Origin of the sequence: Curtobacterium sp. MCPF17_002, assembly GCF_003234115.2 — a bacterium.
GTDB lineage: Bacteria > Actinomycetota > Actinomycetes > Actinomycetales > Microbacteriaceae > Curtobacterium.
The window spans coordinates 996,488-1,022,330 of the sequence record NZ_CP126251.1; the positions used below are offsets into that span (position 1 = coordinate 996,488).

A 25,843-nucleotide genomic window follows, 5' to 3' on the forward strand; every position below is an offset into this window, starting at 1 on the left:
CTGGCCGAACGGACGGCGCAGCGGGGGAGCAGCGGACGATCTGTGGAGAACTAGCGGGACGGTGCGTCGTCGTCCGGGGTCCCGCCCTCGTCGACGTGTCCGCTCTCGTCCTCGCGCGGACGGTCGCCGGTGGAGTCGTTGAGCAGGTCCTCGAGGGCCTTGTCGAACTCGTCGTCCTCGGCGGAGCGGCCGGGGTTCCGGAGCCGGAGCACGAAGGCCTCGGGGGAGTCGATGTCCTCCGACGTCGGGACGGCGTCGAAGTGCGACCAGAGGGCGTCGCGCTGGTCGGTGCCGAGCTCGTCGGTGAGGTGCTGCCACATCGCGGCCGCCTCGCGGAGGCGACGGGGACGCAGCTCGAGCCCGACGAGCGTCGCGAACGCGGACTCGGCGGGACCGCCCGCGGCACGGCGGCGGCGGACCATCTCGGCGATCGCGCCGGACTTCGGCAGGCGTTCGGTCGCGGCCGCGGTCACGGTGTCGACCCAGCCCTCGACGAGCGCGAGCATCGTCTCGAGCCGGGCGAGCGCTGCCTCTTGCTCCTCGGTGCGCGGCGGGATGAGCGCACCGGACGCCAGCGCGTCCCGGAGCTGCTCCTGGTTGGTGGGGTCGATCTCCGACGCGAGTTCCTCGACCCGGTCGAAGGGGATGTGGATGCCCCGCGCGTAGTCGGTGATCGACGAGATGATGTGCAGGCGCAGCCACCGTGCCGAACGGAACAGCCGTGCGTGCGCCAGCTCGCGGACTGCCAGGTAGATGCGGACCTCGTCCTCGGGGACGTCGAGGCCCTCCGCGAACTCGGCCACGTTCTGCGGCAGGAGTGCGGCGACCTGCTCGTCGAGGAGCGGGACGCCGACGTCGCCGCCGGACACGACCTCCTTCGAGAGCTGACCGACGACCTGGCCGAGCTGGATCGCGAAGAGGGCACCCCCGACGCCGCGCATCGCCTTCGAGACGTCGCCGAGCATGGCCTTCAACTGTTCCGGTGCACGCTGCTCGATCGCCTCGGTGAGGGCGTTCGCGATGCTCAGGGCGACCGGCTCGGCGATCTGCGCCCAGACCGGGGTGGTCGCCTTCGCCCACTGCTCACGGGTGTACAGGCTCGGGGTCGCGGTGAGCTCGGCGACGGTGGTCGCCTCGTCCAGCCAGAGCGCGGCGACCTGGAACGCCTGGTCGGCCGCCTGCGAGGTCGCGGGGTCGACCGGGTGGCCGCCCTCACGAGCGATGGCCGTGGCGCGTTCCGACGCGACGGTGAAGTCGATGCCGTCCCCGCCGGACTGCGCGGCGCGCTGCAGCTGGCCCATCAGGTTCGCCACGAAGGCCGGGTCGTTCGGCAGGCCGGCGGCACCGGCGAGCTGCGACGGGTCGATCTGGCCCTCGCCGGACAGGAGCTTCCGGAGCATCTCCTGGAAGTCGTCGTCCGGCCCCGGCTGCGGTTCATCAGGCATGACGACTACGCTAATCGCTGCTCACGGGGCCGCACCTGGGACGCCCCCGTGGGAACGCCCGAACCGCTGCGCCGAGGGCGAACAGCACCTGTCGAAGGGGCGAACGAGCCCCCGTGGAAGGACGTCCGTGACCCTCTTCGCCGCCGAACCCCGTCGTCGTTCGCGTTCCCGGACGGTGGGGTGGGCCTTCGTGATCGGCGCCGTGGTCCTCGGGCTCCTCGCGAGCATCCTGCCGAGCCCGTACCTCATCGAGGTGCCCGGGCCGGTCTACAACACCATCGGCACGCAGAAGCAGGGGACGGGCAAGGACGCGAAGGACGTCCAGCTCATCCAGGTCACCGGGCACCCGACCTACCCGACCGCGGGCGCGCTCGACATGCTCACGGTGGGGATCCAGGGCGACGCCACGAACCGGCCGTCCTGGACGAGCGTGATCCGCGCGCTGTTCAGCCGGTCCGAGGCGGTCATCCCGGTCGAGGCGATCTACCCGACGGGCACGACGACCGACCAGGTGAACCAGCAGGACGCAGCCGACATGCAGGCCTCGCAGCAGTCCGCGGTGGCGGCCGCCCTCATCCAGCAGGGATTCGACCTGCCCACGGACCTCGAGGTCGGCACCGTCCAGAAGGGGTCGGCCGCCGACGGCGTCATCGAGGACGGCGACGTCATCCGGTCGTTCGACGGCACGTCCCTGACCACGAACGCCGACGCGACCTCGCTCCGGGAACTCGTCGCGAAGCACGGCACCTCGGGTCCGGCGACGGTCGTGCTCGAGCGCGACGGCGCCGAGAAGACCGTCCAGCTCACCCCGCGCAGCGAGCAGGGCACCGCGCTCATCGGCGTCGGCGTGACCGAGGAGTACGACTTCCCGTTCAAGGTCTCCATCAAGCTCCAGGACGTCGGGGGGCCCTCGGCCGGCATGATGTTCGCGCTCGGGATCATCGACGAGATCACGCCCGGCAAGCTCAACGGCGGCAAGCACGTCGCCGGCACCGGCACGATCAGCGCCGACGGCGAGGTCGGTGCCATCGGCGGCATCCGCCAGAAGCTGTACGGCGCGAAGGACGCGGGGGCGACGGTGTTCCTCGCACCGGCCGACAACTGCGACGAGGTCGTCGGACACGTCCCCGACGGACTCGACGTCTACAAGGTCGCCACACTCGACCAGGCGGTCACCGACCTGCAGACCATCGCCTCCGGCAAGAGCACCGCGAAGCTCGCGCGCTGCGGCTCCTGACCCGGTCCTGGAGGCGCGGATCGCCTTCCTGAGTCGCCGTACAGTTTCAGACGTGGTCAGGCCACATAGGATCGATGCACTGACGGCCCGCCGCGCCGGGCCCGCCGGTTCGACACGTCTGGAGCACATCAAGTGACGACAACCTCGTCCACCTCGGGTTCTTCTCCTTCCGGGCGGCGATCGCCGCGGGTCCCGATCGTGGTCACGATCATCGTGCTGGCAGCACTGGTGATCGCCTTCTTCATCTTCGCGAGCCTGTACACCGACTACGCGTGGTTCGCGCAGCTCGGCTTCCAGCAGGTCCTGACCACGCGGTGGATCGCCGGGACGCTGATGTTCTTCGCCGGCTTCCTCGGGATGGCGGTCCCCGTCTACCTGAGCATCGCGATCGCCTTCCGGTTCCGGCCGGTGTACGCGAAGCTCAACTCGCAGCTGGACCGCTACCAGCAGGTCATCGAGCCGCTGCGCCGCGCCGTCATGATCGGCATCCCGGTCGTGCTCGGCATCTTCGCCGGGCTGTCGACCGCCGGGCGCTGGAGCATGGTGCTCGAGTACTTCAACCGGACGCCGTTCGGCAAGACCGACCCGCAGTTCGGGTTGGACATCGGCTTCTACGTGTTCGAGCTGCCGTTCTGGCGTTCGATCGTGGCGTACTCGTCGGCCGTCGTGCTCATCGCCGGCCTCGCCGCGCTCGCCGCCTGCTACCTCTACGGGGCGATGCGCTTCGGCGGGCGTGAGGTCCGCATCTCGAAGGCCGCGCGGATCCAGCTCGCGATCACCGCCGCCGTCTACATCGCCCTGCAGGCCGTCAGCCTCTGGCTCGACCAGTACGCGGCGCTCACCAAGTCGAACTCGCTCATCACCGGTGCCCAGTACACCGAGGTGAACGCGGTCATCCCGGGCCGCGAGATCATGGCGGGCATCGCGGCGATCGTCGCGATCCTCTTCATCGTCACGGCGGTCATCGGCCGCTGGCGCATCTCGATCGTCGGCACCGGGCTGCTGCTCGTCGCGGCGATCGTCATCGGCGGCATCTACCCGTGGATCGTCCAGCGCCTGCAGGTGAAGCCGTCCGAGCGGACCTTCGAGTCCGCGTACATCGAGCGCAACATCAAGGCGACCCGTGACGCGTACGGCGTCTCGGGTGTGCAGGAGCAGAACTACGACGCCACGACCGAGGCGAGCTCCGGCGCCCTCGCGCAGGACGCCCAGACGACGGCGAACATCCGCCTCATCGACCCGAAGATCGTCTCCGACACCTTCAGCCAGCTGCAGCAGTACCGGCAGTACTACCAGTTCCCGGACGAGCTCGACGTCGACCGCTACGACGTCAAGGGCCAGACCGAGGACACCGTGATCGCGGTCCGCGACATCGACCTCGACGGGCTGAGCTCGCAGGCCAACACGCCGTACAACCGTGCGTTCGTCTACACCCACGGCTACGGCGTCACCGCGGCGTTCGGCAACCAGCGCGCGAGCGACGGCAAGCCGGTGTTCCTCGAGTCGGGCATCCCGTCGAACGGTGCACTGGGTGACTTCCAGCAGCGCGTGTACTTCGGCGAGACCTCGCCGGCGTACTCGATCGTGGGTGCGCCGAAGGGGTCGAAGAACGTCGAGCTCGACTACCCGTCCGGCTCCGACGACGACAACGGCGGCAACGCCACGACGACGTACTCCGGCAACGGTGGACCGAGCCTCGGCAACTTCTTCAACCGACTCGTCTACGCGGCGAAGTTCCAGTCGGAGCAGATCCTGCTGTCGGACGCGGTGAACCAGGACTCGCAGATCCTCTACGACCGCGACCCGATCTCCCGCGTGCAGAAGGTCGCCCCGTACCTGACGCTCGACAGCGACGCCTACCCGGCGATCGTCGACCACCGCATCCAGTGGGTCGTCGACGGCTACACGACGAGCGACGCGTACCCGTACTCGCAGAGCCAGAGCCTGTCGGACAGCATCGCGGGGGCCGAGAGCTCGGCCTACCGCACCGACCAGGTGAACTACATCCGGAACTCCGTGAAGGCCACGGTCGACGCGTACACCGGCAAGGTGACGCTGTACTCGTGGGACACGAAGGACCCGGTCCTGAAGACCTGGCAGAAGATCTTCCCGACGTCGGTCAAGCCGGTGTCGCAGATGAGCGCCGAGCTCCTCGACCACGTGCGGTACCCGACCGACCTGTTCAAGGTGCAGCGGTCGATCCTCGGCACCTACCACGTGACGAACGCGAACTCGTTCTACTCGGGTGACGACGCGTGGAACACGCCACAGGAACCGACGTCGGGCACGAACGACACGTCCGACACCGCCGACACGTCGACCACGACGAACTCGGGGACGAGTGCTCTCGGGACGACCACGACGACGACCCGGGCCAACCTGCAGGATCCGTACTACCTGACGATGAAGGTGCCGGGGCAGGGGACCGCGTACACGCTGTACACGACCTACATACCGCAGCAGTCGGCAGGGTCGAACAACCGAAACGTGCTCACCGGGTACCTGGCGGTGGACTCCGACGCGGGCGGTGCCGGCAAGGGGAAGAAGGGCTCCGGCTACGGCAAACTCACGCTGTTGACGATGCCGAAGACGGACAACATCCCAGGTCCGGCGCAGGTGCAGAACCTCTTCAACTCGGACACCACGGTGTCGCAGGAGCTGAACATCCTGAAGCGGGGCAACTCGACCGTGAAGCAGGGCAACCTGCTGACGCTCCCGGTCGGTGGCGGCTTCCTCTACGTCCAGCCCGTCTACGTCCAGTCGACGTCGAGCGGCTCGTACCCCCTGCTGCAGAAGGTGCTCGTGGCCTTCGGCGACAAGATCGCGTTCGAGGACACCCTCGACGAAGCACTCAACAGCCTGTTCGGCGGTGACTCCGGTGCTGCCGCGGGTGACCAGGGCGCTTCCGGTTCGGACTCTGGTTCCTCGGACTCCGGCTCGTCGGACTCGGGTTCCTCGGACTCGGGCTCGTCGGACTCCGGTTCGACCGGCGGTTCGACGGGTGATTCGGGTTCGGGCACCACGGACAACGCCGCGCTGCGGAAGGCCCTGAGCGATGCGAAGCAGGCGCTGCAGGACCGCCAGGACGCCTACGCGGACAACGACCTGGTCGCTGCCGCAGAGGCGGACCAGCGTCTCCAGGACGCGATCCAGGCCGCGACCGAGGCCGAGAGCGGCAGCTGACACACCGTGGCGGGGCACTCGATTTGTGCCTCGCCACGGCCCCGTGTAGGCTATTCAATGTGCCGCGGGGTGGAGCAGTTCGGTAGCTCGCTGGGCTCATAACCCAGAGGTCGTAGGTTCAAATCCTGCCCCCGCAACCAAGCGTCACAGAAAACGAAGAAGGCCCCGGTCCAGTCGGACCGGGGCCTTCTTCGTGTGCCCGGCGTACCGGTGCTCGTTCCGGCGCCGCATCGTGTCCGCCGCGCCGAGTCCGCCGCGCCGAGTCCGCCGCGCCGAGTCCGCCGCGCCGAGTCCGCCGCGCCGAGTCCGCCGCGCCGAGTCCGCCGCGCCGAGCCCGCCGCGCCGAGTCTCGGCCGGGCGGACAGTTCGCGGCTTCCGGCACGCGCAGGATGTCCGCGGAGCCGAGTCTCGGCTGAGCGGGCAGTTGGCGGCTTCCGGCACGCGCAGGATGTCCGCGGGGCCGAGTCTCGGCCGGGCGGACAGTTCGCGGCTTCCGGCACGCGCAGGATGTCCGCGGGGCCGAGTCTCGGCTGAGCGGGCAGTTGGCGGCTTCCGGCACGCGCAGGATGTCCGCGGGGCCGAGACTCGGCCACGGACACGGACACGGACACGGACACGGACACGGACACGGACACGGACACGGACACGGACACGGCCACGGCCACGGCCACGGCCACGGCGACGGCCACGGCGACGGCGACGGCCGCGCCCCCGCCGACTACGCTCGGCGCATGGGCACCCTGACGATCGCGGCGGCGCAGTTCGCGCCCGTGGACGACCCGGACGCGAACCTCGAGACGGTCCGGGTGGCAGCGGTCGACGCCGCCGCCCGCGGCGCAGCGCTCCTCGTCACCCCGGAGTACACGTCGTACTTCACGCCCGACATCGACGACCGGTTCGTGGCCGCCGCGCAACCGCTCGACGGCCCGTTCGTCGCCGGCCTGCAGGAGATCGCGCGGACGACCGGCATCGCGCTCGTCGTCGGCGTCGCCGAGACGGCCGACGTGCCGGACCGGTTCCGGAACACCCTCGTCGCAGTCCGACCCGACGGCGAGATCGCCGTGGCGTACCGGAAGGTGCACCTCTACGACGCGTTCGGCTCGCGGGAGTCCGACCGCATCGAGTCCGGCGACCCGGAACAGCTGCCGGTGTTCGACCTCGAGGGCGTCCGGATCGGCCTCGAGACCTGTTACGACCTCCGCTTCCCCGAGGTCACCCGCCGCCTCGCAGCCCCCGAGCACGGCGCCGCCGACGTCGTGGTCCTGCCGGCCGAGTGGGTCCGTGGCCCCGGCAAGGAACACCACTGGCGGACGCTCCTGACCGCCCGCGCCATCGAGAACACGGTGTGGGTCGTCGGCGTCGGTCAGACCCCGCCGATCGGCATCGGCGGATCGGTCGTGCTCGACCCCTCCGGAGTCGCCGTGGCCGCGGCGGGCGCCGTGCCCGGCACGCTCGTCGCGACCGTCGACACGACGGTCACGGACGCGGTCCGGCAGACCAACCCCTCGCTGTCACTGCGCCGCTACGACGTGGTGCTGCGCGAGCAGCCTGGAGGCGCGGCGCACCTCCCAGCGTGACGCACCTTCCCGACGTGCCACGGTGGTCGGTGCCGACCATGCGTGGGAGGTGACGGGTGCTGTGGAGGCGGGTCGCGCCTCCAGGCCGTCAGGTGCGGTCCGCGAGACCCGACAGACGGGCCGCCGCGTCCGCGAGGACGTCTCGTCGCTTGCAGAACGCGAACCGGACGAGTGAGCGGTAGCCGACGGCGTGGTCGGGCCGGACGAACGCGGAGACCGGCACACCGACGACGCCGGCGAGCTCGGGCAGGCGGAGGCAGAACTCCCGTGCGTCGGTGTAGCCGAGCGGTGCCACGTCGGCGAGGACGAAGTACCCGCCGTCGGGGCGCATCACGTCGAAGCCCGCGGCGCGGAGCCCGCCGGCGAGCAGCTCGTGCTTCGCCGAGAGCTCGGCCGCGATGCCGGTGAACACCGTGTCCGGCAGCCGGAGCCCCGTGGCGACCGCCGGCTGGAACGGTGCGCCGTTCACGAAGGTCAGGTACTGCTTGACGGTCGTGATCGCGTCGACGAGGGCCGGCGAAGCCGTGAGCCAGCCGACCTTCCAGCCCGTGGTGCTGAAGGTCTTCCCAGCGCTCGAGACGGTCACGGTCCGCTCGGCGGCGCCGGGCAGCGTCGCGATCGGCACGTGCGGGACGTCGAACGTGAGGTGCTCGTAGACCTCGTCGGTGACGATGAGGGCGTCGTACTGCTCCGCGAGTTCGACGACGGTGGCGAGCACCTCGGCCGGGAGGACCCGACCGGTCGGGTTGTGCGGCGTGTTCACGAGCACGGCCCGGGTGCGGTCGGAGAACGCGGCGCGGAGCGTGTCCTCGTCGGGCAGGAAGTCCGGCGCGGTGAGGGGGACCGTGACGTGGGTCGCTCCGGCGAGCCGGATGAGGGCGCCGTACGCGTCGTAGAAGGGCTCGAAGGTGATCACCTCGTCGCCCGGCTCGACGAGGGCGAGGAGCGTGGCGGCGAGGGCCTCCGTCGCGCCGGCCGTGACGAGCACCTGGCGGTCCGGATCGACCTGCAGGCCGTACCAGTGCGCCTGGTGCTCGCTGATCGCCGCGCGGAGGTCCGGGGTCCCACGCCCCGGCGGGTACTGGTTGACGCCCTGGCGGATGGCGTCGACGGCCGCGTCGAGCACTTCGGCGGGGCCGTCCTCGTCCGGGAACCCCTGCCCGAGGTTGATCGACCCGGTCGCGGCGGCGAGGGCGCTCATCTCGGCGAAGACGGTCGGGGCCGGGACGCCGTCCGGTCCGAGGAGCATCGCTCCCTCGGCTGCTCGCAACCAGGGTCCTGCCTGACGCATGTGGTTCCCTCCGACGTGGTCCCGACGGCTCCGCGACCCGTCGATCCGATCCAACCTAGCGGCCCCTCGGAGCACCATCCGGGAACGGTCCCACAGGTCACGCATAAGATCGCCATAGGTCGCTCGCAGCGTCGCCAGGAGCACCGCTCAGGTGCGTCCGACAGACTGCACGAGCTTGAAAGGAGCACGTCCAGCATGACGAACACCACGCCCAACGGGCAGGGCGACGACTTCCGTCCGGACGACTCGGCAGCACAGGCCGCCGCCGAGGACGCATCGCCGAACGACTCCCAGCACGTGAACGATGCTCCGACGAGCGCGCGAGCGGACCACACCGACGTGATCGACCCCGCTCCCGCGAACGAGACCGACGTCATCCAGGCGTCGACCGACCACCCCACGGACCGCTACACAGCGCCGTACCCGACAGTGTCGGGCCAGGGCCAGGGCCAGGGCCAGGGCCAGGGCGCGGCCGATCAGGGCCAGTACGGCCAGACCTCGCAGTACGGGCAGCCGAGCCAGTACGGCCAGGCACCGCAGTACGGGCAGTCGGCCGGCTACGGGCAGCACGCCAGCCCCTACGGCGGCGACCACGCCCAGTCCGGCCAGCAGCAGGGCGACCAGTACGGCCAGCAGGCGGGCCAGTACGGCCAGCAGCAGGGCAACCAGTACGGCCAGCAGGCGGGTCAGTACGGCCAGCAGCAGGGCGACCAGTACGGCCAGCAGGCGGGTCAGTACGGCCAGCAGCCCCGCTACGGCGAGTACGCCCAGCCGACCTCCGCCCCGGCGTCCGCGTCCGAGTACGCCACCGCCGGTTCGGCGCAGGCACCGAGCTCCGCGACGAGCGCGTTCGGTGACGTCGACGGCTCCAACCAGCGGAACGGCCACTACTTCGGCGACGCGGGTGCCGCGGGAGCAGCAGGCGCGGCCGGTGTCGGCACCGCGACCCGGACCCGCTCGAGGGACGGTCGCAGCAAGCTCGTCCTCCCGATCATCGCCGGCCTCGTGGTCGCCGGTCTCGTCGGTGGCGGCGCGGGCTGGCTCGCCGGGTCCTCGCAGGACGGCGGCACCGTCGTCGGTTCCTCGTCCTCGCAGGGCGGCGGGAACCTGACGGTCAACGACTACAACAACGCGACCGTCGTCACCGCCGTGGCCGCGCAGGCGACCCCGTCGGTCGTGACGATCAACGTCTCGTCGAGCAGCGAGGCCGGCACCGGCTCGGGCGTCGTGTTCAGCAAGGACGGCTACATCGTCACGAACACCCACGTGGTGACGCTCGACGGTGACAGCTCGAACGGCACGATCACGGTGACGACCTCGGACGGCAAGATCTACCCGGCGAAGCTCGTCGGCACCGACCCGACGGTCGACCTCGCGGTCATCAAGATCGACGCCAGCGGGATGAAGCCGATCAGCTTCGCGGACTCGTCCAACCTCAACGTGGGCGACACCGCGGTCGCGATCGGTGCGCCGCTCGGGCTGTCGAACACCGTGACCGACGGCATCGTCTCGACCCTCAGCCGCAGCATCCAGGTCACGTCGAGCGCGCCCAGCGAGGGCGGCGACTCGAACGAGGGCGGCAACGGCAGCGGCGGCCCGTTCGACTTCTGGGGCAACGGCGACAACGGCAGCAGCTCGTCCTCGACCAGCACCGTGTCCCTGCCGGTCATCCAGACGGACGCGTCGATCAACCCGGGCAACTCCGGCGGTGCGCTGCTCGACTCCAAGGGCAAGCTGATCGGCATCAACGTGGCGATCGCGAGCGCGAGCAGCTCGTCGGACTCCACGAGCCAGTCGGGCAGCATCGGCGTCGGCTTCTCGATCCCGGCGAACCTCGTGAAGCGTGTCGCGAACGAGATCAAGGACAACGGCTCGGCGACGCACGGGCTCCTCGGAGCCACGGTCGGCGACGCCGCCGAGGACGCCAAGGCCACCCAGATGGGCGGACTCATCAAGTCCGTCTCGTCGGGCGGAGCCGCGGCCAAGGCCGGCCTGCAGAAGGGCGACGTGGTCACGAAGATCGGTTCGGCGACGGTCTCCGACGCCACCGACCTGACGGCGCAGGTCCGCTACTTCGCGGGTGGCGCGAAGACGACGATCACCTACCTCCGTGGCGGGGAGACCCGCGAGACGGACGTGACGCTCGGGACCTACAAGGGCTGAGGCGGTCGACGCAGGACACGCCTGACGGGAGGCACGGTGCCAGCTGGCACCATGCCTCCCGTCCGTCTCCGGGTTGGGTCCCGGGCCGCTGGTCGCGTCGTCGACGGGTGGTGTCCTTGATAGGCTCAGGGTCGCTCTGCGGGGCGGCACCGTCCGCGGTGCGTCCCGTGCACCCAGCCAGGACCCCGAGGTACGCATGCAGACAGACGGACAGCCCTTGCCGGGCGTCTCGTACGTGATGCCCGTCCTCAACGAGGTCACCGAGGTCCGCGCCGCCGTCCAGAGCCTGCTCGACCAGGACTACGCCGGTGCGTTCGAGGTCATCCTCGCGCTCGGACCGTCGATCGACGGCACGAACGAGCTGGTGGCCGAGATGAGCGACGCCGATCCCCGGATCCGGGCGATCGACAACCCGGTCGGGTCGACCCCCGCCGGCCTCAACGTGGCGATCCGGGCGTCGGTGCACCCGATCGTGGTCCGTGTCGACGCGCACTCGGTGCTGCCGACGGACTACACGCGGATCGCGGTCCGGGTGCTGCAGGACTCGGGCGCGGACAACGTCGGCGGGATCATGCACGCCGAGGGCCGCACGCCCTTCGAGCGGGCCGTCGCGTTGGCGTACGGCAGCCGCGTCGGGCTCGGCGGTACCCCGCACCACGTCGGCGGGCAGGCGGGACCGGCCGAAACCGCGTACCTCGGCGTGTTCCGACGCGACCGCCTGTTCGAGGTCGGCCTCTTCGACGAGGGCATCAAGCGCGGCCAGGACTGGGAACTCAACCGCAGGCTGCGCCAGACCGGCGGCACCGTGTGGTTCACCCCCGAACTCGTGGTGACGTACCGTCCGCGGCCGAGCCTCAAGCGGCTGGTCCGGCAGTTCGTCGCGACCGGTCTCTGGCGCGGCGAACTCGCTCGCCGGTTCCCCGCGAACAACGGACTGCGCTACTTCGTCCCGCCGGCGATGGTCGCGGCGATGGCGCTCGGCATCGTGGCCGGCGTCGTCGGGATCATCGGCGCGGCCCTCGGGACCGGAGCGGCCTGGGCGCTGCTCGGCTTCGTGGTGCCCGCCGTCTACATCGTCTTCGTCGTCCTGGGGGCCGTCGCGGTCGCCCGGCGTTCGGGGCTGCCGACGCTCCTCTGGCTGCTCGTGGTGCTGCCCTGCATCCACGTCGGCTGGGGTGTCGGCTTCATCATCGGCTTCCTCACCCGGACGTCCGAGCTGACCACCCACACGGGACGGTGAACTGACCTCTTGACCGATGACACCACCGGTCGCGGCGACTCCCGCCCGACCTCGATCGCCGAGCTCCGCGCGGTCGCCCAGCCGCACGAGGTCCGCTCGCGGGCGAACGCCGAGCACTGGACCGCGTCCCTCTACCTGCGCGACGTCTCGCCCTACCTGACCTGGCTGCTGCTGAAGACGCGGGTGACCGCGAACCAGGTGACGGGCCTGATGATCCTGGTCGGCTGGAGCGTCGCCGCGGCGCTGCTGATCCCGGGCATCTGGGGTGCGCTGCTCGCGCTCGTCCTCGGACAGCTGCAGATGCTCGTCGACTGCTCCGACGGGGAGGTCGCGCGGTGGCGGGGGACCCGGTCGCCCGCCGGGGTCTTCCTCGACAAGGTCGGGCACTACACGACCGAGGGCCTGATCCCGATCGCGCTCGGTGTGCGTGCGGCCACGTGGCCGATCCACGGCGCGGACTGGATGTGGACCACGATCGGGTGCGCCCTGGGCCTCGTGATCGTCCTCAACAAGGCCCTCAACGACATGGTGCACGTCGCCCGTGCGAACTCCGGCCTCGACAAGCTCGTCGACCGCCGCGACGCCGGCACGGTCCCGTCCGGCCGTCGGCTCGCGACCCTGCGCCGGGCCGCTCGGTTCCTGCCGTTCCACCGCCTGTACCACTCGGTCGAGCTGACGATGCTGGCGTTCGTGTTCGCCCTGCTCGCGCTCGTGATCGGGCACCCGCTGGCCGACCGGATCCTGGTCGGCGCGCTCCTGCCGCTCGCCGTGCTGGCGACGTTCGGGCACTTCGTCGCGATCCTCGCGTCGAAGCGGGTCCGCGGATGACTCCCGGCACGGTCCGTCGGCACGCGGTCCCGCACCGCGAACGGCCGCGGGTGGCCGTGGTGAGCCTGTCACAGGGCACCCGGCCGGACGACCTGCGCCGTGGGCTCGAGAGCGTCCTCGCCCAGCAGGAGGTCGAGCTCGACGTGGTGTGCGTCGGCAACGGCTGGGAGCCGACGGGTCTGCCGGACGGTGTCCGCGCGCTCGCACTGCCCGAGAACGTCGGGATCCCCGCCGGGCGGAACGCCGGGGTCGAGGTCGTCGACGGCGACTACGTCTTCTTCCTCGACGACGACGCATCGGTGCCGTCGGAGACGTTCCTGCGTGACGCCATCAGCCTGTTCGAACGTGATCCGTCGCTCGGGCTGGTGCAGCCCCGTGTGGTCGACCCCACCGGCGTGGCGAACCCCACCCGCTGGATCCCGCGCATCCGGAAGGGCGACGCCGACCACTCGTCGCCGGTGTTCTCGGTCTGGGAGGGCGCTGTCGTCCTGCCGATGGACGTCTACCGTGCGACCGGGGGCTGGGGCGCCCCGTACTTCTACGCCCACGAGGGGATCGAGCTCGCCTGGCGCGTGTGGGAAGCCGGCCGCCGCGCCTGGTACGCCGGGGACCTCGTCGCGAACCACCCGGCCATCGACCCGGCACGACACCGTGAGTACTACCGGCTGAACGCACGCAACCGGGTATGGCTCGCCCGCCGCAACCTGCCGGCCGTGCTCCGTCCGCTGTACGTCGGCTCGTGGGCCGCGATCCAGGTCGCTCGCTGGTGGCGGCACCCGCGTCGCCTGGCCACCTGGTTCGGCGGCGTCCGCGAAGGCTGGACGACCGACTGCGGACCCGTGCACATCATGGGATGGCTGACGATCGGGCGCATGACGCTCGCCGGCCGCCCGCCCGTCATCTGACCCGACCACCACGCCGACACCGGAAGAGGGACCATGCCGATCCTCAGCGACGTGCGCACCGCCGTCCGGCTCGCGGAGCGCCTGCTCAAGTCGCGCCGCAGCCGTCGTGACCTCGCTCGCCAACTGCCGTCGGCTCCCGTCCCCACCCCGGGCACGATCGAGATCGCGGTGTACTTCGCCGACGGTCCGGTGAACATGTACCAGGTCCGGCAGTGGTACGCGCCGCTCGCCGAACTCGCCGCGACGCACCCGGTCGCGATCATCTCGCGCAGCCCCGGCACGATGCTGAAGTTGCTCGAGGAGTCCCCGGTGCCCGCCGTCTACGCGCGCCAGGTCGTCGACCTCGAGCGGTTCGTGGACGAGCAGGCGCCCAAGGTCGTGCTCTACGTCAACCAGAACGCCCGCAACTTCCAGATGATGCGGTACGGGCGCATGTGGCACGTCTTCGTGAACCACGGCGAGAGCGACAAGATGTACATGACGACGAACCAGTTCAAGGCGTACGACTACGCCCTGATCGCCGGTGACGCCGCTCGTGACCGTCTCGCCGACGCCCTGTGGGACTACGACCTCGACGCCCGAGCGATCGCCATCGGTCGCCCCCAGGCCGACCACTTCGCCGGAGCGGTGCCCTACCCGTCCGACGACCGCACCGTCGTGCTCTACGCGCCGACGTGGGAGGGCGACCGCCCGGCCGCGGCGTACGGATCGATCGCGAGCCACGGCACGACCATCGCCGACCAGGTGCTCGCGTCGCCCCGGCACCGGCTCGTGTACCGCCCGCACCCCCGCAGCGGCGTCCGTGAGGCCGACTACAAGGCCGCGCACGAGCGGATCGTCGCCGCGATCGCCCGTGCCAACGCCGCCGACCCGAGCGCGCACCACGTGTACGACGACGGGCCCGAGCTCGGCTGGCAGCTCGCGGACGCCGACGTGGCGATCACCGACATCAGCGCGATGATCTACGACCGGCTCGCGGTCGGGAAGCCGCTCATCGTGACCCGTCCCGTCGCGGACGAGGCGGACGTCGACGAGCGCGGGTACCTGAGCGACGCGAACTGGCTGCGGGCATCCGATGCGTCCGAGATCGTCGCACGGGTCGACGCCGCCGCGAACGACGCCGAGGAGCTCGCGAAGCTCCGGCACTGGGTGCACCGGTACTTCGGCGACACGACGCCCGGCGTGGCGACCGCACGGTTCCACGGCGCGGTCGAACGGCTGCTCGCCCGCTGGCACGAGGTCGCGTCGGAGCGCGGCGAGGACTGAGCGCCGCGGCCGGGTCGCCCGGTCAGGCAGCACGATCGTCACCGACGAGCGACATCCGCCACAGGTACTCGGAGCGGTCCGGTCGACGCCAGCGGACGACCACGACGCCGGTGTCCTCGGGGTCGGCGCCGAACACGGCGATGGAGAGCCCACGACCGGGCTCGAGCCGGCGCACGGCGAGCGGCGGGCAGTAGCCGTTGCCGAGGTGGGTGAGGGTGAGACCGTCGACGGGTTCGTCGCCGGCGTTCACCAGGTCGTAGCGGCGTGGAGCGAGGGAACGGTCGATCGTGAACGGGACTGCGTAGGCCGGTGTCGGGTGGTGCATGCCGCCACCGTAGGGGGAGGGTCCGACGTCCGGGTCCCGTTCCGGCCGTCGGCGTCGACGGCTGTGGAGGGAGGCGCGGGGAACCCTGGTTGTGGAGGAGAGTGCTCGGCCGTCAGACGCCGTAGTCGGCCGAGTAGCGGGTCAGTGCTTCCTCGATCGGACCGTCGAACTGCAGCTGCCCCTTGTCGAGGTAGAGCCCGCGATCGCAGAAGCGTCGGAGGTCCTTGTCGCTGTGCGAGACGAAGAACAGCGTCCGCCCGCCGGCGAGGAGTTCCTCGATGCGCTTGTAGCACTTCTCGCGGAACCCCTTGTCGCCCACCGCGAGGACCTCGTCCACGAGGATCACCGGCTCGTCGAGGCGGGAGATGACGGCGAACGCGATGCGCACCTTCATCCCGCTCGACAGGTGCTTGTAGGGGGTGTCGACGAAGTCGCCGATCTCGGCGAACTCGATGATCTCGTCGAAGGCGTCCCGGATCTCCGCACGGGACATGCCGTGCAGCCCCGCGGTGAGGTAGACGTTGTCCCGCACCGAGAGGTCCCCGACGAACCCGCCGGTGATCTCGATGAGCGGCGCGACGCCGGCGCCGACGTGCACGCGGCCCTCGTCCGGCAGCATCACCTGGGCGACGAGCTTGAGCAGCGTCGACTTGCCCTGACCGTTCCGGCCGACGACGCCGATCGCCTCGCCCGGACGGACGTCGAACGACACGCCTCGCAGCGCCCAGAACTCGTCCGCGCGCTTCCGCCGGTTGCTGCCGGCGAACAGGTCCTTGAAGCTCCGGCTCGCCCGCCGGTTCCGCTTGAACCGGATGCCGGCGCCACGCACCGAGATCACGGGCGCGACGACCGCGGTCCGGTCGGTCTGTTCGGTGGCGGTCATCACAGCTCCTTGAGGACCCGGTGCTCGCTGCGGCGGAACACGACGAGCCCGATCACGAGGACGACCACCGTCACGACGACCGACACCGCGACCTCGAACCAGTCGAGCTGCTTCGGGAAGAACGCTGACCGGTAGATGCCGAAGATGCCGCTCAGCGGGTTGAACGCGGCGAGGTCGTGCAGCTTGTCCGGGAGCGCCTGCGTGCCGTAGATGATCGGGGATGCGTAGAAGAGGAAGCGGAGCACGAGCTTCACGGCACGCTCGAGGTCGCGGAAGAACACCACGAGCGGCGCGACGATGAGGCCGAGGCCGTACACGAGTCCGCACTGCAGGACGATCGCCAGCGGGTACAGGGCGAGTTCCCAGTGCACCGTCGCGCCGGTGGCGATGACGAAGACCGCGAGCACCGGCAAGCTCAGGAGGAACTCGATGCCCTTCGACGCGACCACCCGTGCGACCCAGATGCTGCGGGGGATCGTCGTCGACCGGATGAGCTTGGTCTCCTTGATGAACGCGCGCGTCGAGTCGGAGACCGAGCCGGTGAACCACATCCACGGCAGCAGTGCCGACAGCAGGAACACGATGTAGGGCTCTTCGCCGACCGACCCGCGGTGGAACACCTGCGTGAAGACGAACCAGTAGATCGCCGACATCACGAGCGGGTCGAGGATCGACCAGAAGTACCCGAGCGCCGACGTGGAGTAGCGGACCCGGAGGTCGCGCACCGTCAGCAGCCAGAGGGCTTGACGATAGCGCCGACCGGCGCTCCGGGACGCCGCTGGTGCGGCAGCCGCGGGCGCGGTCGGCGCACTCGCTGTGGTCACGGTTTCCCTTCGGGCGGAACCGCCGAGGGGGTCCTGACGGTGGTTCAGGCGAACAGGTTGTTCGCGCGCTCGAGGTCCTCGGCGAAGTCGATCTCGACGGCGTACAGGTCGGAGATGTCGACCGGCGACCAGCGTAGCCCGTCCTCGCCGATGGCTGCCTCGATGCCGCCCTCGAAGTACTCCTGGTCGTCGACGCGGCCGAGCTGGCGGATGAGCGCCTGCTTGTCCTGCGCGGCGACGTAGTTGATGCCGACGGCTTCGCCGAGACCGCCCACGACCTGCTTCGACAGCTTGTGGATGAAGCCCTCGGCGTCGACCGTGTACTTGACCTCTTCGTCGGACACCTTCTCGGTGTTGACGCTGACGAACGAGCGCTCTTCGTCGATCATGTCGGCGGCCCGGACGAGCGCACGCGGGTCGAAGACCACGTCGCCGTTCATCCAGAGGACACCGCTCTTGCCCGTGGCCTTGAGCGCACGGAGGAGGCTCTTCGAGGTGTTCGTCGAGTCGTAGGACTCGTTGTAGACGAAGTTCGCCTCGGGGAAGGCCTCGACGATGTACTCCGACTTGTAGCCGACGACGATCGTCACGCGGGCGCTCGAGCCGAACGCGGCGCGGATGTTGTCGAACTGCTGCTGCATGATGGTGCGGCCGTCGCTCAGTTCGGTCAGCGGCTTCGGCAAGCTCCGCCCGAGGCGGCTGCCCATCCCCGCTGCGAGGATCACGATCTGCGTGGTCATGCTGGTCCCTTCCGGTGTCCGCCCGCGCGCCCTGGGGCACGGGCGGGCCTCGTCGAGTCTGCTCGCGGAAGGTCCGAGTTCGCCGTGAAGCCGCCGTCCCTGCGGTCATTCGCAGAACGGGGAACGTCACGGGAACACCGGCCGCAGCAGGTTTCCAAGTGGTGAACACTCCGTCGTGTCCTGGTGAATGATACGGAACCACCCCCCGTCAGGGTGCTGTCCCAGACGCTTCGTGCTCAATTCGTGACACTGTGACCGGCCGTTCCCCGGTGTCCGGGGAGCGTTGGTACGGTTGGCGCGTGGGAGCCGGAGCAGATGACGAGGACGTGTACGCCACGTCCGACGCTGCCTGGCTCACCGAGGACGACGACGCCACCGCGGCGCAGGACACCGCTGATGACGACATGGGGGACGGGGATGCGCTTGACGCCTCCGCTGAGGACGCGATGACCGACGACACGACGGTCAGCGACGACACGACCACCGACGACACGACCACCGACTCCGAGCCGACGGAGTCGGCTCCGGGGGCCGCCGCGCTGGCGGCCGCACCGACGACCACCGGACGCCGTCCCGCGAAGGCCCGTGGGGGCAAGGGCCGCGCCACGCGCCCGACGCAGACCGCGGGCACGACCGGCACCGAGCCTCCAGGCCCGGACACGCAGGACGCACCGGACGTGCGCCGGACCGACGCGCCGACCGCCACCGACGAGTCCAACCGGACCGACGAGTCGAACCGGACCGACGAGTCCACCCGGACCGACGACGCGGTCGCCGAGCCGAAGGCGAAGAAGCGTCAGGCGTCCACCAAGCGTCCCGCCACCCTGCCGAAGCAGCAGCAGCAGCCCGTGGTGCTGCGGGCCAGCGGGCTCGTGAAGCGCTACGGACAGACGCTCGCGGTCGACGAGGTGGACCTCGAGATCCGCCAGGGCTCGATCTTCGGTGTCGTCGGCCCGAACGGTGCCGGCAAGACGACGACCCTGTCGATGGTCACCGGACTCCTCCGCCCGGACGCCGGCAGCGTCACCGTGCTCGACCACGACGTGTGGGCCGACCCGGCAGCCGCGAAGCGTGACCTCGGCGTGCTGCCCGACCGGCTCCGGCTGTTCGACCGGCTCACCGGCGCGCAGCTCCTCTACTACTCGGCGACCCTCCGAGGGCTCGACGGCGCCACCGCTCGGAAGCGCAGCGCGGACCTCGCCGAGGCGTTCGGTCTGGGCGAGGCGCTCGGCCGGCAGGTCGCGGACTACTCCGTCGGCATGGCGAAGAAGATCGCCCTCGCCGCGACCCTCATCCACTCGCCCCGGGTGCTCGTGCTCGACGAACCGTTCGAGTCCGTCGACCCGGTCAGCGCAGCGACCATCACCGAGATCCTCCGCCGCTACACCAGCGGCGGCGGGACCGTGGTGCTCTCCAGCCACTCGATGGAACTCGTGCAGCGCACCTGCGACTCCGTCGCGATCATCGTCGGTGGCCGGGTCCTGGCGTCCGGCACGATGGCGCAGGTCCGCGGGCGGAAGAGCCTCGAGGACAAGTTCGTCGAACTCGCGGGCGGCCGCGTGGTGGCAGAGAGCATGGAATGGTTGCACAGCTTCTCCGGCTGAGGGCCGACCTGCTCGCGGGAGAGGTCCGTGGCAGTGCCCGCCGGTCCGTCCTCGTCGTGCTCGGCAGCCTCGCCGGCCTGGTCGCCGCGGTGTTCGTCGCGGTCGAGGTCATCGCGCTCCGCGACGCCTCGCCCGACGTCGCTCGTTCGGTCGTCGTCCCGGTCGGAACGCTCATCACCTTCGCCTTCACGGTCGTCCCGCTCGTCGTCGGCCGGGCCGACCAGTTCGACCCCCGCCGGTTCACCGTGTTCGGCATCGAGCGGCGCGACCTCGCCGTCGGACTCGGCGTCGCAGGACTCATCGGCGTGCCCGTCGTCGCGGTCGCGATCGTCGCCGTGGCGCAGTCCGTCACGTGGATGCGCGGTGTGGGAACCGGGTTGCTCGGCATCGTCGGGGCGCTGCTCGCCGTCGCGACGTGCGCGCTCCTCATCCGTGTCGGCAGCGCGGTCGGTGCTGCGCTGATCGGGGCGCACCGGTCGCGGGACGTCGGATGGCTCGTGGCGCTCGTCATCGTCGTGCTCGGCATCCCGACCGTCTCCCTGCTGCTCCGCGTCGACTGGCTCGCTCCCGAGGGCGCCGAGATGCAGCGTGTCGCCGACATCGCCGGGTGGACGCCGTGGGGTGCCGCCTGGGCAGTGCCCGCCGACGTCGCCAGCGGACGGGTCGGCGAGGGCATCGTCAAGCTCGTCGTCGCGGTCGTCGTCGTGGCCCTGCTCGCCTGGGCCTGGTGGGCCGTCGTCGGCCGGGCGCTCGAGACCGTGGACGGCCGGGCCCGCACCCGTCGCTACCGTGGCCTCGGCTGGTTCGACCGGCTCGGCTCGACCCCGGTGGGCGCCGTCGCAGCGCGGGCACTGACCTACTGGGGACGCGACCCGCGCTACCGAATGTCGTACCTCGTCATCCTGTTCGTACCGGTCGTGGTGATCCCGCTCGGGGTCGCCGGCGTGCCCTGGCACTGGACGGCGCTCGTACCCCTGCCGCTGATGGCCCTCATCGCCGGGTTCCTGCCGCACAACGACGTCTCGTACGACAACACCGCCGTGTGGCTGCACGTCGCCTCGGGCGCCCCGGGCTGGAGCGACCGCCTGGGCCGCCTCGTGCCGGTGCTCGCCGTCGGCCTCCCCGCGATCGTGGCGGGCGCGTGGGTGTCCGCGTGGCTGTTCGGCGACCGGACCGCGTTCCCGGTGCTCATCGGGGTCAGCGCGAGCGCGCTCCTGGCGGGACTCGGTCTGTCGAGCGTCGTGTCCGTCCTGCTGCCGTACCCGACCGTCCGGCCCGGCGACCACCCGTTCCAGCAGCCGCAGGCCGCGGGGGTGCTCGCCTCCGTCGCGCAGTCGTCGATGGTGATCGGGATCGTCGTGTGCACCGTGCCGGCCGCGTGGCTCGCCGTGCTCGCGTTCGTCGACGGACCGGCGCCGTGGGCCGTCCTGACGCTCGTCGTCGGCCTCGTGGTGGGCGTGGTCGTCCTGGCGATCGGCGTCGTGGTGGGCGGCCGGCTCTTCGACCGGCACGGCCCGGACCTGCTGGCAGCGGCGCAGCGCAACTGACCCGGGTCGCGTCCGGCGCGACCACCGACGGCCTGGAGGCGCGTGGCGGATCCGCCACGCGCCTCCAGGCCGTCTGCGGTCGCGCCCGGGTGCCGGGCGGGGGGTGCTGCTGCGCGCTGGGCCGGGTGCTGAGTGCCGCGTGCTGCGCGTCGCGCCGCCCGCCTCAGCGTCCGTTCTCGTGCGCGTTCCGGTGTCGGCCTCGGCGGGCGGGCGAAATGCCAGCGTGTGGGCTCCGTGAGCTGCGGTATTTCGCCCGCTCGACGGGGACGAGTGGCGGGAGCTGCGCGGCCGAGACGAGCGGGCGGATTCGCTGGGTGCGCGAAGCGGGGGACCGCGGGGTTTCGCCCGCTCGACGAACGGGCGGTCGGGTCGGGCGGCGCGGGTGGCGGCGCGGTTGGCCGGTCGTGATGACGAGCGGGCGGAATCGCTGGGTGCGCGAAGCGCGCACGGAGGCTTTTTCGCCCGCTCGACGGGGACGGTGGCGGGAGCTGCGCGGTCGATGACGAGCGGGCGGAGTCGCTGGGTGCGTGAGGTGGGGACCGCGGTATTTCGCCCGCTCGACGGGGACGGGTGGCGGGAGCTGCGCGGTCGATGACGAGCGGGCGGAATCGCTGGGTGCGCGAAGCGGGCACGGAGGCTTTTTCGCCCGCTCGACGGGTACGGGTGGCGGGAGCTGCGCGGTCGATGACGAGCGGGCGGAGTCGCTGGGTGCGCGAAGCGGGGACTACGGTATTTCGCCCGCTCGCGAAGGGGCGCACGGCGGCACCGCACGGCAGCACCGCCCGCACCGCACGCACGCCAGCCCGCCCGCCCGCCCGCGGGAGGGCTGCCACGACGACCGCACCCGTCGTACCCTTGCAGGATGAGCATGACGGAACCCGGCGGCGGCCTCGACGTGATGGACCGTGAGCTCGAGAAGCTCCTCGAAGAGGAAGCGATCGAGCCCGGCGACCACGAGCGGTTCTCGCACTACGTGAAGAAGGACAAGATCCTGCAGTCGGCCCTCAGCGGCAAGCCCGTGAAGGCCCTCTGCGGCAAGAAGTGGATCCCGGGCCGTGACCCGGAGAAGTTCCCGGTCTGCCCGGACTGCAAGGCCATCTACGAGAAGATGAAGGCCGAGTAGCCCCGGTCAGATGATCAGCGTGGGGATCGCAGGGTCCCCGCGACCGATCCGCGCCGCGTCGGCCGGCAGCTCCGCCTTCGCGAGCTTGTGGTGCGCCCGTGCGGCCTCGACCCCGCGTGCACCGAGGTAGGCCGGGTCGACCTCGCCGTTCGTGACCACGGGGACGAGCAGCGGTCGCTCGTCGGGCCCGACCTGGCCGGTGGTGAGCACGACCTCGGCCGTGGCGATGCCGTTCCGGAGCCGTCGTCCGGCTTCCTTCCGGCCGCCGAGGGACGCCTTGTCGGCGGACTTCTTCGCGACGGACACCCACTCGCCCGAGTCCGAGCGGTGCGCGACGAGCTTGAAGACCATCCCGGCGGCGGGGTGGCCGGAGCCGGACACGACCGAGGTCCCGACGCCGTACGAGTCCACGGGGGCGGCCCGGAGCGCCGCGATCGTGTACTCGTCGAGGTCGTTCGTGACGGTGATCTTCGTCGAGGTGGCGCCGAGCCGGTCGAGCTGCGCGCGGACGCCGGCGACGACGGACGGCAGGTCGCCGCTGTCGATGCGGACGGCGCCGAGCTTGCCGTCGGTCAGGCGCACGGCCGTGTCGACGGCGGTCTCGATGTCGTAGGTGTCGACGAGCAGCGTCGTCCCGGTGCCGAGCGCGTCGAGCTGCGACCGGAAGGCTGCTTCCTCGGAGTCGTGCAGCAGCGTGAACGCGTGCGCGGCGGTGCCCATCGTCGGGATGCCCCACGTCCGTCCGGCCTCGAGGTTGCTCGTCGCGCCGAAGCCGGCGATGTACGCGGCCCGGGCTGCGGCGACGGCGTTCCACTCGCCGGTGCGGCGGGAGCCCATCTCGGCGAGGGGCCGCTTGTCGGCGGCGGAGACCATGCGTGCTGCGGCGGACGCGATCGCGGAGTCGGCGTTGAAGATGCTCAGCGCGAGGGTCTCGAGCACGACGGACTCGGCGAAGGTGCCCTCGATCTGCAGGACGGGGGAGTTCGGGAAGAAGACCTCGCCCTCGCGGTAGGCGCGGACGTCGCCGGTGAACCGGTAGTCGGCGAGCCACGTCGCGGTGCCCTCGTCGATGACGCCGCGGTCACGCAGGAAGCCGATCTCCTCGTCGCCGAAGCGGAAGTCGGTGAGGGCGGTGAGGAACCGGCCGAGTCCGGCCACGACCCCGTAGCGGCGGCCGTCCGGCAGGCGCCGGGCGAAGACCTCGAACACGCACCGTCGGTCGGCGGTGCCGTCCTTCAGGGCCGCGTCGACCATGGTGAGTTCGTACTGGTCGGTCAGGAGCGCGCTGGTCACCTTGACGACACTACCCAGACGGGCGGACTGGAGGCGCGGATTGCGTCGTGCCGTCGGCGAGCGTCGGTACGCTGGTCACCGTGACGGATGCACCGATCGGAGTCTTCGACAGCGGGGTCGGTGGACTCACGGTGGCCCGCGCGATCATCGACCAGCTGCCCCGCGAGAGCATCCGGTACGTCGGCGACACCCTGCACTCGCCGTACGGCCCGAAGCCGATCGCCGACGTCCGCCGGTACGCGCTCGACGTCATGGACGACCTGGTCGAGCAGGGCGTGAAGGCGCTCGTCATCGCGTGCAACACGGCGTCCTCCGCCGTGCTCCGTGACGCCCGTGAACGGTACGAGCAGGCGTACGGCATCCCGGTGGTCGAGGTGATCCAGCCCGCGGCCCGCGCCGCGGTGAAGCAGACCCGCACGGGGCGCATCGGGGTCATCGGCACGGTCGGCACCATCGCGTCGCGGTCCTACGAGGACGCCTTCGCGGTCGCGTCCGACGTCACCCTGAGCCTCGCCGCCTGCCCGCGGTTCGTGGAGTTCGTCGAGACCGGCGACACCTCGTCCCCGGCGCTCCGGGCGGTCGCCGAGGGGTACCTCGCCCCGGTCCGTGACGCCGACGTCGACACCCTCGTGCTCGGCTGCACCCACTACCCGCTGATGTCCGCCGCGATCCAGTACGTGATGGGTCCCGACGTGACGCTCGTCTCCAGCGCCGAGGAGACCGCGAACGACGTGTACCGGCGGCTCGTCGAGCACGGGCTCGAACGCACCGCCCCCGAACCGCCGACGTACTCGTTCGAGGCGACCGGTGACGACAAGAACGGTTTCATCCGACTCGCCCGGCGCTTCCTCGGACCCGAGGTCTCCAGCGTCGGCCACCTCCAGACCGGGGCCATCACGCTGCCCCGCATCGAAAGGACCCCATGAGCGACACGCTCCGCATCGACGGCCGCACCGCGACCGACCTCCGTCCCGTCACGATCGAGCGGGGGTGGAGCACGCAGGCCGAGGGCAGCGCGCTCATCTCGTTCGGCGACACCCGGGTGCTCTGCACCGCCTCGTTCACGAACGGCGTCCCGCGCTGGCTCTCCGGCAAGGGCACCGGCTGGGTCACCGCCGAGTACTCGATGCTGCCCCGCTCCACGAACGAGCGGATGCAGCGCGAGTCCATCAAGGGCAAGGTCGGCGGCCGCACGCACGAGATCTCGCGGCTGATCGGTCGTTCGCTCCGTGCCGTGGTCGACACGAAGGCGCTCGGTGAGAACACCCTCGTCATCGACTGCGACGTGCTGCAGGCCGACGGCGGGACCCGCACGGCGTCGATCACGGGCGCGTACGTGGCGATGGCCGACGCGATCGAGTGGGGCCGCGACAAGGGCTTCATCGCGAAGAAGGCGACCCCGCTGACCGAGAGCGTGCAGGCGGTCTCGGTCGGGATCGTCAAGGGCGAGCCGATGCTCGACCTGGCCTACACGGAGGACTCCGCGGCCGACACCGACATGAACATCGTCACGACCGGCTCCGGCAAGTTCATCGAGGTGCAGGGGACGGCCGAGCACGCGCCGTTCGACCGCGACGAGTTGAACGTCCTGCTCGACCTCGGCCTGGCGGGCAACCAGTCGCTCGCCGCGATCCAGAAGACCGTCCTGGGGCTCGCGTGACCTCGCGCACGGTGGTCCTCGCGACGCACAACCAGGGGAAGGTCGTCGAGCTGCGCGAGATCCTCGGCGAGGCCCTCGGCGGTGTCGAGCTCGTCGGCTACGACGGCCCCGAGCCGGTCGAGGACGGCGACACCTACGCCGCGAACGCCCTCATCAAGGCGCGTGCGGCAGTCGCCCACACCGGGCTGCCCGCGCTCGCCGACGACTCGGGCATCGCGGTCGACGTCCTCGGCGGTGCGCCCGGCATCCACTCGGCCCGGTACGCGGGGACCCGCTCGGACGCGGACAACATCGCGCTGCTGCTGCGGAACCTCGAGGGCGTGCTCGAGCGCACTGCGGCCTTCGTCTGCGCGGCGGCGTTCGTGACGCCCGAGGGCGAGGAACACGTGGTCGAGGCCGTGTGGAACGGCGAGGTCCTGACGGCGCCCGTCGGCACCGGCGGACACGGGTACGACCCGGTGTTCAAGGCGGACGACGTCGCGGTGTCCTCGGCGGAGCTGACGCGTGCGGAGAAGAACGCACTGAGCCACCGTGCGAAGGCGTTCCGCGGGATCGCGCCGACCGTGCGGGAGCACTTCGGCGTCTGACGAGCGCGGGCCCCGACGCCCGCCGCAGCACGCGGCACAACCACAGTCGGCCCGAACCACGTGATCACGTGGTTCGGGCCGACTGTGGTTGTGCGAGGCGTTTCGGAGGCGGGCGGGCCGCC

At 70.9% G+C, this 25,843-nt stretch carries 21 protein-coding genes and 1 tRNA gene; 15 read left to right on the forward strand and 7 right to left on the reverse strand.

Features of this window, described 5'->3' with window-relative positions; genetic code table 11:
• Positions 1–50 precede the first annotated feature (50 nt).
• Positions 51–1,445 (reverse strand): zinc-dependent metalloprotease, encoded by a 1,395-nt coding sequence (locus DEJ28_RS04805; protein WP_111116078.1) that lies wholly within the window; start codon positions 1,443–1,445, stop codon positions 51–53.
• Positions 1,446–1,572: 127 nt separating this feature from the next.
• Here DEJ28_RS04805 and DEJ28_RS04810 point away from each other — a divergent pair, with 127 nt between their 5' ends.
• The 4 genes from DEJ28_RS04810 to DEJ28_RS04825 all read left to right on the forward strand — a co-directional run bounded on the left by DEJ28_RS04810 (position 1,573) and on the right by DEJ28_RS04825 (position 7,442).
• Positions 1,573–2,682: a YlbL family protein gene (locus DEJ28_RS04810; protein ID WP_258368108.1), complete on the forward strand. Its 1,110-nt coding sequence runs from the start codon at positions 1,573–1,575 to the stop codon at positions 2,680–2,682.
• Between the two features lie 198 nt (positions 2,683–2,880).
• A complete protein-coding gene (locus tag DEJ28_RS04815; protein ID WP_181433751.1) occupies positions 2,881–5,865 on the forward strand; it encodes a UPF0182 family membrane protein in 2,985 nt (994 codons plus the stop codon).
• Between the two features lie 63 nt (positions 5,866–5,928).
• Positions 5,929–6,005, forward strand: a tRNA-Met gene (locus DEJ28_RS04820).
• Between the two features lie 591 nt (positions 6,006–6,596).
• Positions 6,597–7,442, forward strand: coding sequence for a carbon-nitrogen hydrolase family protein (locus tag DEJ28_RS04825; RefSeq protein ID WP_111116085.1), 846 nt, complete (start codon positions 6,597–6,599; stop codon positions 7,440–7,442).
• Between the two features lie 88 nt (positions 7,443–7,530).
• Here DEJ28_RS04825 and DEJ28_RS04830 read toward each other — a convergent pair whose 3' ends face one another.
• Positions 7,531–8,733, reverse strand: a complete 1,203-nt coding sequence (locus tag DEJ28_RS04830) for an aminotransferase class I/II-fold pyridoxal phosphate-dependent enzyme (protein WP_111116087.1) — start codon at positions 8,731–8,733, stop codon at positions 7,531–7,533.
• Positions 8,734–8,928: 195 nt separating this feature from the next.
• Between DEJ28_RS04830 and DEJ28_RS04835 the strand changes: the two genes are divergently transcribed.
• From DEJ28_RS04835 to DEJ28_RS04855, 5 genes are all read left to right on the forward strand, one after another.
• Positions 8,929–10,896 carry a S1C family serine protease gene (locus DEJ28_RS04835; protein WP_258368109.1) on the forward strand — a complete coding sequence of 656 codons (1,968 nt, stop codon included), beginning with the start codon at positions 8,929–8,931 and terminating at the stop codon, positions 10,894–10,896.
• Positions 10,897–11,092: 196 nt separating this feature from the next.
• Complete coding sequence (locus tag DEJ28_RS04840) at positions 11,093–12,136, forward strand: glycosyltransferase family 2 protein (protein WP_111116089.1); 1,044 nt, start codon at positions 11,093–11,095, stop codon at positions 12,134–12,136.
• 9 nt (positions 12,137–12,145) lie between these two features.
• On the forward strand, positions 12,146–12,964 hold the full coding sequence (locus tag DEJ28_RS04845; RefSeq protein WP_111116090.1) for a CDP-alcohol phosphatidyltransferase family protein: 819 nt from the start codon (positions 12,146–12,148) through the stop codon (positions 12,962–12,964).
• Complete coding sequence (locus DEJ28_RS04850; protein WP_111116092.1) at positions 12,961–13,869, forward strand: glycosyltransferase family 2 protein; 909 nt, start codon at positions 12,961–12,963, stop codon at positions 13,867–13,869. Before DEJ28_RS04845 ends, DEJ28_RS04850 begins: the two co-directional genes overlap by 4 nt.
• Positions 13,870–13,902: 33 nt before the next feature.
• Entirely contained in the window at positions 13,903–15,135 is a 1,233-nt protein-coding gene (locus DEJ28_RS04855; protein ID WP_111116093.1) for a CDP-glycerol glycerophosphotransferase family protein, read from the forward strand.
• A 22-nt stretch (positions 15,136–15,157) separates the two neighbouring features.
• Here DEJ28_RS04855 and DEJ28_RS04860 read toward each other — a convergent pair whose 3' ends face one another.
• From DEJ28_RS04860 to DEJ28_RS04875, 4 genes are all read right to left on the reverse strand, one after another.
• A complete protein-coding gene (locus tag DEJ28_RS04860; protein WP_111116095.1) occupies positions 15,158–15,460 on the reverse strand; it encodes a hypothetical protein in 303 nt (100 codons plus the stop codon).
• Positions 15,461–15,572: 112 nt separating this feature from the next.
• Positions 15,573–16,343, reverse strand: a complete 771-nt coding sequence (locus tag DEJ28_RS04865) for an ABC transporter ATP-binding protein (RefSeq protein WP_111116096.1) — start codon at positions 16,341–16,343, stop codon at positions 15,573–15,575.
• The gene (locus DEJ28_RS04870) at positions 16,343–17,167 is read right to left on the reverse strand and encodes an ABC transporter permease (RefSeq protein WP_111116098.1); all 825 of its coding nucleotides are present in this window, start codon (positions 17,165–17,167) and stop codon (positions 16,343–16,345) included. The genes DEJ28_RS04865 and DEJ28_RS04870 overlap by 1 nt, the downstream gene beginning before the upstream one ends.
• Positions 17,168–17,211: 44 nt before the next feature.
• On the reverse strand, positions 17,212–17,907 hold the full coding sequence (locus DEJ28_RS04875; RefSeq protein ID WP_111116099.1) for a phosphocholine cytidylyltransferase family protein: 696 nt from the start codon (positions 17,905–17,907) through the stop codon (positions 17,212–17,214).
• 299 nt (positions 17,908–18,206) lie between these two features.
• Between DEJ28_RS04875 and DEJ28_RS04880 the strand changes: the two genes are divergently transcribed.
• The 3 genes from DEJ28_RS04880 to DEJ28_RS04890 all read left to right on the forward strand — a co-directional run bounded on the left by DEJ28_RS04880 (position 18,207) and on the right by DEJ28_RS04890 (position 22,181).
• Positions 18,207–19,511, forward strand: coding sequence for an ABC transporter ATP-binding protein (locus DEJ28_RS04880; RefSeq protein ID WP_258368110.1), 1,305 nt, complete (start codon positions 18,207–18,209; stop codon positions 19,509–19,511).
• On the forward strand, positions 19,487–21,058 hold the full coding sequence (locus tag DEJ28_RS04885; protein WP_111116101.1) for an ABC transporter permease: 1,572 nt from the start codon (positions 19,487–19,489) through the stop codon (positions 21,056–21,058). Before DEJ28_RS04880 ends, DEJ28_RS04885 begins: the two co-directional genes overlap by 25 nt.
• A gap of 862 nt (positions 21,059–21,920) precedes the next feature.
• The gene (locus tag DEJ28_RS04890; protein ID WP_092093667.1) at positions 21,921–22,181 is read left to right on the forward strand and encodes a DUF3039 domain-containing protein; all 261 of its coding nucleotides are present in this window, start codon (positions 21,921–21,923) and stop codon (positions 22,179–22,181) included.
• A 6-nt stretch (positions 22,182–22,187) separates the two neighbouring features.
• Here the strand turns inward: DEJ28_RS04890 and DEJ28_RS04895 are convergent, their stop codons facing one another.
• Positions 22,188–23,474, reverse strand: coding sequence for a nicotinate phosphoribosyltransferase (locus DEJ28_RS04895; RefSeq protein ID WP_111117111.1), 1,287 nt, complete (start codon positions 23,472–23,474; stop codon positions 22,188–22,190).
• An 80-nt stretch (positions 23,475–23,554) separates the two neighbouring features.
• On the opposite strand from DEJ28_RS04895, the gene murI reads away from it, so the two are divergent.
• From murI to rdgB, 3 genes are read left to right on the forward strand one after another with little or no spacing between them, the layout of a single operon-like run.
• Positions 23,555–24,400 (forward strand): glutamate racemase, encoded by an 846-nt coding sequence (gene murI / locus DEJ28_RS04900; RefSeq protein WP_111117115.1) that lies wholly within the window; start codon positions 23,555–23,557, stop codon positions 24,398–24,400.
• The gene (rph, locus tag DEJ28_RS04905; RefSeq protein WP_111117110.1) at positions 24,397–25,134 is read left to right on the forward strand and encodes a ribonuclease PH; all 738 of its coding nucleotides are present in this window, start codon (positions 24,397–24,399) and stop codon (positions 25,132–25,134) included. The genes murI and rph overlap by 4 nt, the downstream gene beginning before the upstream one ends.
• A complete protein-coding gene (gene rdgB, locus DEJ28_RS04910) occupies positions 25,131–25,721 on the forward strand; it encodes an RdgB/HAM1 family non-canonical purine NTP pyrophosphatase (protein WP_111117109.1) in 591 nt (196 codons plus the stop codon). The genes rph and rdgB overlap by 4 nt, the downstream gene beginning before the upstream one ends.
• The last annotated feature ends 122 nt before the right edge of the window (positions 25,722–25,843 follow it).

Coding starts and splice junctions, on each gene's coding strand:
- DEJ28_RS04805 (WP_111116078.1), bottom strand. CDS start 1,445: ATGCCTGATGAACCGCAGCCGGGGCCGGACGACGACTTCCAGGAGATG.
- DEJ28_RS04825 (WP_111116085.1), top strand. CDS start 6,597: ATGGGCACCCTGACGATCGCGGCGGCGCAGTTCGCGCCCGTGGACGAC.
- DEJ28_RS04830 (WP_111116087.1), bottom strand. CDS start 8,733: ATGCGTCAGGCAGGACCCTGGTTGCGAGCAGCCGAGGGAGCGATGCTC.
- DEJ28_RS04835 (WP_258368109.1), top strand. CDS start 8,929: ATGACGAACACCACGCCCAACGGGCAGGGCGACGACTTCCGTCCGGAC.
- DEJ28_RS04840 (WP_111116089.1), top strand. CDS start 11,093: ATGCAGACAGACGGACAGCCCTTGCCGGGCGTCTCGTACGTGATGCCC.
- DEJ28_RS04850 (WP_111116092.1), top strand. CDS start 12,961: ATGACTCCCGGCACGGTCCGTCGGCACGCGGTCCCGCACCGCGAACGG.
- DEJ28_RS04855 (WP_111116093.1), top strand. CDS start 13,903: ATGCCGATCCTCAGCGACGTGCGCACCGCCGTCCGGCTCGCGGAGCGC.
- DEJ28_RS04860 (WP_111116095.1), bottom strand. CDS start 15,460: ATGCACCACCCGACACCGGCCTACGCAGTCCCGTTCACGATCGACCGT.
- DEJ28_RS04865 (WP_111116096.1), bottom strand. CDS start 16,343: ATGACCGCCACCGAACAGACCGACCGGACCGCGGTCGTCGCGCCCGTG.
- DEJ28_RS04875 (WP_111116099.1), bottom strand. CDS start 17,907: ATGACCACGCAGATCGTGATCCTCGCAGCGGGGATGGGCAGCCGCCTC.
- DEJ28_RS04885 (WP_111116101.1), top strand. CDS start 19,487: ATGGTTGCACAGCTTCTCCGGCTGAGGGCCGACCTGCTCGCGGGAGAG.
- DEJ28_RS04890 (WP_092093667.1), top strand. CDS start 21,921: ATGAGCATGACGGAACCCGGCGGCGGCCTCGACGTGATGGACCGTGAG.
- rph (WP_111117110.1), top strand. CDS start 24,397: ATGAGCGACACGCTCCGCATCGACGGCCGCACCGCGACCGACCTCCGT.